This window comes from Rhizobium sp. YAF28, assembly GCF_052113285.1.
Taxonomy (GTDB): domain Bacteria; phylum Pseudomonadota; class Alphaproteobacteria; order Rhizobiales; family Rhizobiaceae; genus Rhizobium.
On the sequence record NZ_JBFRCX010000015.1, the window covers coordinates 144494 to 151359 of the forward strand.

The window sequence follows — 6866 nt, forward strand, 5'->3', positions numbered from 1 at the left end:
GTCGAACAAACTTGACGCCTGTATCTGGTAGCGCTACCGTCCCCTTTGCGTTGCTCGTCGACCCAGAAGACGCTTCATAACAAAAACACCGGGAATTAAGCGTCAACCGGGATGCAGCGCCTCGATAAGGGAGGATCTGAGCATGGCGATTACTCGACGTAAATTCATGGAAAATTCTGCGGCTGCCGTTGTCGGCGCCGGTATTGTGGCAAGCTTCGGGCCGGCCGCGTTTGCGCAAGCCACCGATACATTGAAAATTGCTTTTGCTGCCCGCGGCCTCAGGACCATCGACCCTGCGAAGTCGATCCAGGGTGTCGACAATTGGGCGATTATCCACGTCTATGACAAGCTCGTCGACCTGCCGCTCTGGAAGTTCCCGGCAACGATAGACGAGCTCGTACCGCGCCTTGCAACGAGCTGGAGCTCGACGCCGGATTCGAAGTCCTGGACGCTGAAGCTCCGTCAGGGTGTCAAGTTCCACAAGGGCTATGGCGAGATGACGTCCGCGGACGTCAAGTTCACCTTCGACCGCATTCGCGATGCCGTCCGCGTCGGTGGCGTGCGTCCGAAATTCACCAATATCAGCGAGGTCGTGGCCGACGATCCCTACACGGTCACCTTCAAGCTGGCGCAGCCGGATCCGCTCTTCCTGCTCGGCGTTCTCAGCGACTACGACGCCTCCGTCATGAGCAAGAAGGCAGTCGAGGAGAAGGGCGAGGAGCCGATCGGCCGCGATCCGATCGGAACCGGCCCCTATGTGCTGGAAACTGTCTATCCGGATCCGTCGCAGGGCGTCATGCTGGTTGCCAATACAGAACACTGGGACGTCCAGCCGGCGACACCCAAGCTGCAATGCCTCTATATCGCCGATACGACGGCGCGTACGCTGGCGCTGCTGTCAGGCGACGTGCATCTGATTGAGGGCGTTCGTGCCCCCGGCTGGGCGGCTTCCATGTCGCAACGCGATCCGAACCTGATCTTCGACGTCGTCAGCCCCGGCAGCTTCTTCACCATGCAGGTCAACGTGACGAAGAAGCCGTTCGACGATGTGCGTGTGCGTCAGGCGCTCTTCTATGCGATCGACCGCGACGAGATCACCACAGCGATCGCGCCGATCAGCAAACGCACTTACGGGCTCAATCCACCCTCCTATCCCGGTGGCTTCACGGCGGAAAACATCCCGGCCGATGTTGCCTACAAGTATGATCCTGAAAAAGCCAAGTCGCTGCTTGCCGAAGCCGGGTTCCCTGATGGCTTCAGCTTCAAGAACGATACGTCGCAGCGCGAGGATTTTTCGGCCATCATGCTGATGATCCAGGCGCAGCTGCGCAAGGTTGGCATCAATATGGACCTGAACATCAAGGATCATACAGCCTTCCATGCCGACCAGAACATTGGCACCAACACGCTGTCGCAGCAGTCGTCTGCGCTGCCGCCGGTGCCGACGCAGGTGATCGTCACCTATCTGTCGAAGGGCGCTGAAGTTCGCTCGGATGGCAATGGCGGGGCGAATATGAGCCATTATGGCGCTGCCGTTCCAGGCATCGACGACCTCCTGGGCAAGGCGCTTGCCGAGCCGGATCTCAACAAGCGCTTGGAGATCGTCAAGGAAATCGAGATCAAGGCCCTCAAGGATGCGGTCATTCTGCCCGTTTCCAACAACGGTTTCATGATCGTCCGTTCTGAAAAGGTCGATCTCGGCTACGATGTGGTTTCCGGCTATGTGAATTGGCCGCTGACCAAGGCCAAGATCAAGGCCTAACTTCCTTAGAACGGCGGACAAAAACCGAATCGCGTCCGCCGCTCCAGGTCTTTGTTAAAGCATCGGATTGTTCGAAAACCGCTTCATATTTTCGGTCCGATGCTCCAGTCGCGAACACGTTCCGACATCATGATCGTTCCCAGCGTTGAGCGGAGAGCGTTGCGCCCTGCGCGCTGATATTGGTCTTATTCCTGCGAGGTCAGACATGGCGCAAGCCGACACCGTATCCTTCAGCCTGCCATCCACACCGCTTTCGGGCAGTGTCGCATGGGCTATCGACGAATTGCGCAGCCGCCTGAAGCGGCGGGGTGCGAAGTCCTCCGATAAGGCGTCGGGGCAGGGTATCTCGATCGTGGTGGCCGAGGTTGGATCGCCACAGGCGCCGGCGGCGATGGCGCGGAGCGAGGAGGCGTTTGCTCTCATCCGCGACGGCAACACGATTACCGTGTGGGCGCATGACGAAAGGGGTATGGTCTATGCTTTGACCGAGCTCGCCGATCGCGTGCGCTATAGCGATGGCGAAGATCTGTTTGCAGGCAAGTTTCCTCTTGCCGAAAAACCGTCAGCTCGCATCCGCAGCATGGCGCGGCTTTTCTGCAGCGAGGAAGAAGACAAGGTCTGGTTCCACGACAAGCAGCAATGGCGCGATTATCTGACCATGCTGGCATCGAACCGGTTCAACCGTTTCGCCCTGACGCTTGGCATGGGCTACAACTATCCCTACCACAATCCGTGGATCACCGACGTCTATTTCTATTTCTCTTATCCGTTCCTGCTGAAGCTGCCAGGTTATGACGTCGAAGTGACCGAGCTCTCCGACGAGGAGCGCGAAACCAATCTGGACATGCTGAAATTCATTGGTCGTGAGGCCGCCAAGCGCGGGCTGGAATTCCAGCTGGCGCTCTGGACGCAGCGCTACGATTTCGACGACGTGCCACGTGCCAACTACACGATCACGGGTGTCACTGATGATAATCTCGCACCTTACTGTCGCGATGCGATCACCGAATTGCTGCGGCAAGTCCCCGAGATAACCGGCCTGACATTCCGCGTCCATGTCGAGGGCGGCATTGCGGAAGGCGAGTACGGGTTCTGGAAAGAGGCTTTCGCGGGTGTTGCTGCCGCCGGCCGTCCTGTCGAGATCGACATGCATGGCAAGGGTCTCGATCACACCATGTTGCAGATCGCCCGCGAGTCCGGCATGCCCTTTGCCGCCTCGCCGAAATATCTCGCCGAACATATGGGGCCGCCCTATCACCAGTCCGCTATCCGCAACAAGGAGTACCCGCCAGAGGTGGCGCGCAGCGAGCGCGAGCAGCTCAGCGAAGGTTCCCGCAAGTTCTTGCGCTACAGCTACGGTGACCTCCTGACCAAGGACAAGGACTACAAGGTCATCTACCGCATCTGGGCGGGGACGCAGCGGGTGCTGCTCTGGGGCGATCCGGAATTTGCCGCCGGTTATGGCCGCAGCTCCATGTTTGCCGGCTCCGACGGCGTTGAATGGTGCGAGCCGCAGAGCTTCAAGGGCCGTATGGGTACCGGCATTCCCGGTGGTCGCTTCAACTACCAGAAGCACGGCCTGCCGACGCGCTACGACTGGCAGAAATATGAGTATCAATACCGCGTCTGGGGGCGACTGCTCTTTTATCCGGAAGCACCGCGCGAAAGCTGGATGCGCTATCTCGAACATGAATGCGGCGATGCCGCCGCCGACTGCGAGAAGGGGCTCTCCTGGGCAAGCCGCGTGCTGCCCCTGATCACCCTGGCACACGGCCCTTCAGCGTCCAACAATCACTACTGGCCGGAAGTCTACACCAACCTTGCACTCGTCGAAGGCTCAGGCCGTCGCGCCTATGGCTTCGACATGGAAGGGCCGGTCCGTTTCGGAAATGCACCAACCTTCGATTCATCGCTCTTTGCCAATGCGCGCGAATATGCCGAACTGCTTCTCGCCGGCAAGCCCTCGCATCGCTACACACCACTTGATGTGGCCGACTGGCTGGAGGAGATGGCGGAAGGCTGTGAGGCGGCTCTGACAAGGGCGAAGGCGACCGGAAGCTTCGGCTCCGCCGCCGTCCAGCGCATCATGATCGACATACAGATCTCGGCCGGCATTGCCCGCTTCTTCGCGGAGCGCTTCCGGGCTGCATGCTGGGCGGAGCTTTTCATCGCCACCAAGGTCACGACGCTGATCGAGCCCGTTATTGATCACGCGAAGCGCTCCGTCATGGCTTGGCAGGCGGCGGCCGATGTCTCCCGCGATATCTATCACGACGACTTGACCTACGGCCCGCAATCCTGGCTGCGCGGCTCGTGGCAATCGCGCCTGCCGGAGATGGCGGCCGAAGTTCTCGATCTGGAGTCGCTGCGCGGCGCCGGCAAGTTTGAATCGGTGCAGCCGGACGAGCAGATGCTTGCAGCCGTCAAGGCGCTCAAGGCCCGCCAGCCGGTGATCTCCAGCACTGCGGGTATCGCAGCACCTGCAACATTCAAAGCTGGCGAGGCGCTTACGGTGCATGTCGATGAGACGGTGGACGAGGAACCGGTGCTGCACTATCGTCATGTCAATCAGGCCGAGCGCTGGAATTCGGCGAAGATGACACGGAATGGCGATGGCTTCGCCGCGACCATTCCCGGCGACTACACCGACTCCAAGTTTCACCTGCAGTTTTTCGTCAGCTCGAGGAGGGGCGGGCGAAACGTGCTGTCACCAGGTCTTGAGGACAACCTGTCCAACGAGCCTTACTACACGGCGCTGCAGGACTGAACCGTGCATACCATCATGGGCGTCCGCCGACGGGAACGCCGGCCGCGCCGAAGGAGGAGACCGCTCTGGCGGTGACAGGGAGGAGACGGATCTGTGACCCGGTATCTCTTGCTCAGGTTGGCGGACGCTATTCCGACCATCCTGCTGGTTTTGACACTTGTCTTCATTGCCATGCGCATTCTGCCGGGCGATCCAGCAATTGCGGCGCTGGGCGACAATGCCACGGCCGAACAGCTCCAGCTCTTTCGCGAGCGGATGGGGCTGAACGCTCCTCTATGGCAGCAATATATCAACTTCGTCATCGGCACGCTCAGCCTTGATTTCGGCCGTTCCGCCATGACCGACCAGCCGGTCCTCGGACTGATCGTCTATAATCTTCCCTACACGATCGAGCTGACGATCGTTGCGATGATCATGGGCGTTGTCGTCGGTGTACCCTTTGGTGTCTGGGCAGCCACGCATCGCAACGGCCTGCCGGATTCGGCCATGCGCGGCTTTTCGCTGTTCGGCTATGCCATTCCCGATTTTTACCTCGGCGCGCTGCTGCTCATTACCTTCGCGCTCAATCTCGGCTGGTTCCCGATCAATGGTGGCGGCACCGGTTTCATTGACCGCATGCACCATGTCTTCCTACCCGCGCTTACATTGGCACTGGTCAAGGCGGCCTTCATCGGACGCCTCACCCGCACCTCGCTGCTGGAGGTGATGGGCCGCGATTATGTGCGCACCGCTCGCGCCAAGGGCGCGCGCGAAACGCGCGTCATTTATCGCCACGGGTTGCGCAATGCACTTCTGCCGCTGACGACCGGGCTCGGCCTCAGCATGCTGGCGACGCTGTCAGGTTCCGTGGCGATCGAACTCGTCTTCAACCGCCCCGGCATCGGCAAGCTGCTGATCAGCGCCATCTCCGAGCGTGACTATGGTGTCATTCAAGGGGGCGTCGTGGTCTTTGCGATGTTCGTGGTGCTGATCAATCTGGCGATGGATCTCGTCTACATCGTCGTCGATCCAAGAATCCGGGTGAAGTGATGGCCGCAACCGAACAGGCACCCCAGGTCATTGCTGACGATCACCGGCTGGCGGATGCGTTCCGCCACATCCTCTATGGGCGAATATCCACCAGTTTTGCGCTGCTGGTGGTCGCGATCTTCATCTTCGTCGCCGCCTTTGCGCCATGGCTTGCACCCTATGATCCGCTCGCACAGAGCATTCTGACGATCAACCAGAACCCGTCAGCCGGCCATTGGCTCGGCACCGATCAGTTTGGCCGCGATGTGCTGTCGCGGATGATCTATGGCTCGCGCAACTCGCTGATTTTCGGCTTCATATCGCCGGTTCTGGCTGCGATTTTCGGCACCCTGCTCGGCGTCACCGCCGGCTATTTCGGCGGCATCACCGACCGCCTCATCTCGCGCGTCATCGACCTGTTGCTCGCCTTTCCGGAATTGTTGCTCGCAATCATCATCGCCGCCGTGCTCGGTGGCGGCTTCTGGAATATTATCGCCGTCATAACGGTCGCCTTCATCCCCGGCTTTGCCCGTGTGGCCCGCGCCTCGACGCTGGCGGTCAAGCAGGAGCCCTATGTTGAAGCGGCGGTCGCGGTCGGTGTGCGCACGCCGACGATTATTTTACGCCACATCATTCCGAACATTGCAGCCCCCATCGTCGTGTTGATGACGCTTTGGGTCGCCTCCGCCATCCGCCTGGAGGCTTCGCTCAGCTTCCTCGGCATCGGTACGCAACCGCCCAATCCAAGCTGGGGCAATATCATCCGTGACGGTCTTAACAACCTCTTCGGTTCACCCTGGCCGATCATCGGCGCCGGTATTGCGATTACGTTCGTGGTTCTCTCCTTCAACCTGATCGGCGACGCCGTGCGCGACGTGCTGGATCCGGAGACGAGCCAATGAAGCAGCCCTTGCTGAGTGTCGAGCATCTGCGGGTGGAATTCGGAACACCGGCAAACCCGATCGTTGTCGTCGATGATGTCAGCTTCGAAATCGAAGCTGGCGGAGCGGTCGGTATCGTCGGCGAATCCGGTTCCGGTAAGTCCGTCACCTCGCTTGCAATCATGCGGCTGGTGCCGGAACTCTGTCGGATTTCCGGCGGCAAGATCAGTTTCGAGGGCAATGATTTGCTGAAACTGCCGGCAAGCGCCATGCCCGAGATCCGCGGCCGGGACATCGCGATGATCTTTCAGGAGCCGATGAGCTCGCTGAACCCGGTCATGACGATCGGCGACCAGATCGGCGAGGCGATCAAGCTGCATGAGAAGATGAGCCGCGGAGAGCGCCGCGCCCGCATCATCGAACTCCTGAAGCTTGTCGGCATCCCCAA

General features: G+C 60.1%; 5 protein-coding genes. All 5 read left to right on the plus strand.

Translation table 11 applies throughout. The annotated features are described in order from the left end of the window. The first annotated feature begins 142 nt into the window (after window positions 1-142). Window positions 143-1762 carry an ABC transporter substrate-binding protein gene (locus AB4Z13_RS28475; protein ID WP_439018119.1) on the plus strand — a complete coding sequence of 540 codons (1620 nt, stop codon included), beginning with the start codon at window positions 143-145 and terminating at the stop codon, window positions 1760-1762. A gap of 205 nt (window positions 1763-1967) precedes the next feature. Further along, window positions 1968-4529: a hypothetical protein gene (locus tag AB4Z13_RS28480; RefSeq protein ID WP_442207373.1), complete on the plus strand. Its 2562-nt coding sequence runs from the start codon at window positions 1968-1970 to the stop codon at window positions 4527-4529. 93 nt (window positions 4530-4622) lie between these two features. Then, complete coding sequence (locus tag AB4Z13_RS28485; RefSeq protein WP_113320409.1) at window positions 4623-5558, plus strand: ABC transporter permease; 936 nt, start codon at window positions 4623-4625, stop codon at window positions 5556-5558. Then, window positions 5558-6439: an ABC transporter permease gene (locus AB4Z13_RS28490; RefSeq protein ID WP_113320408.1), complete on the plus strand. Its 882-nt coding sequence runs from the start codon at window positions 5558-5560 to the stop codon at window positions 6437-6439. The genes AB4Z13_RS28485 and AB4Z13_RS28490 overlap by 1 nt, the downstream gene beginning before the upstream one ends. After that, window positions 6436-6866 (plus strand): ATP-binding cassette domain-containing protein (locus tag AB4Z13_RS28495; RefSeq protein ID WP_442207374.1); only part of this gene is annotated, 431 nt, incomplete at its 3' end. The genes AB4Z13_RS28490 and AB4Z13_RS28495, both read left to right, overlap by 4 nt.

Coding starts and splice junctions, on each gene's coding strand:
- AB4Z13_RS28475 (WP_439018119.1), top strand. CDS start 143: ATGGCGATTACTCGACGTAAATTCATGGAAAATTCTGCGGCTGCCGTT.
- AB4Z13_RS28480 (WP_442207373.1), top strand. CDS start 1,968: ATGGCGCAAGCCGACACCGTATCCTTCAGCCTGCCATCCACACCGCTT.
- AB4Z13_RS28490 (WP_113320408.1), top strand. CDS start 5,558: ATGGCCGCAACCGAACAGGCACCCCAGGTCATTGCTGACGATCACCGG.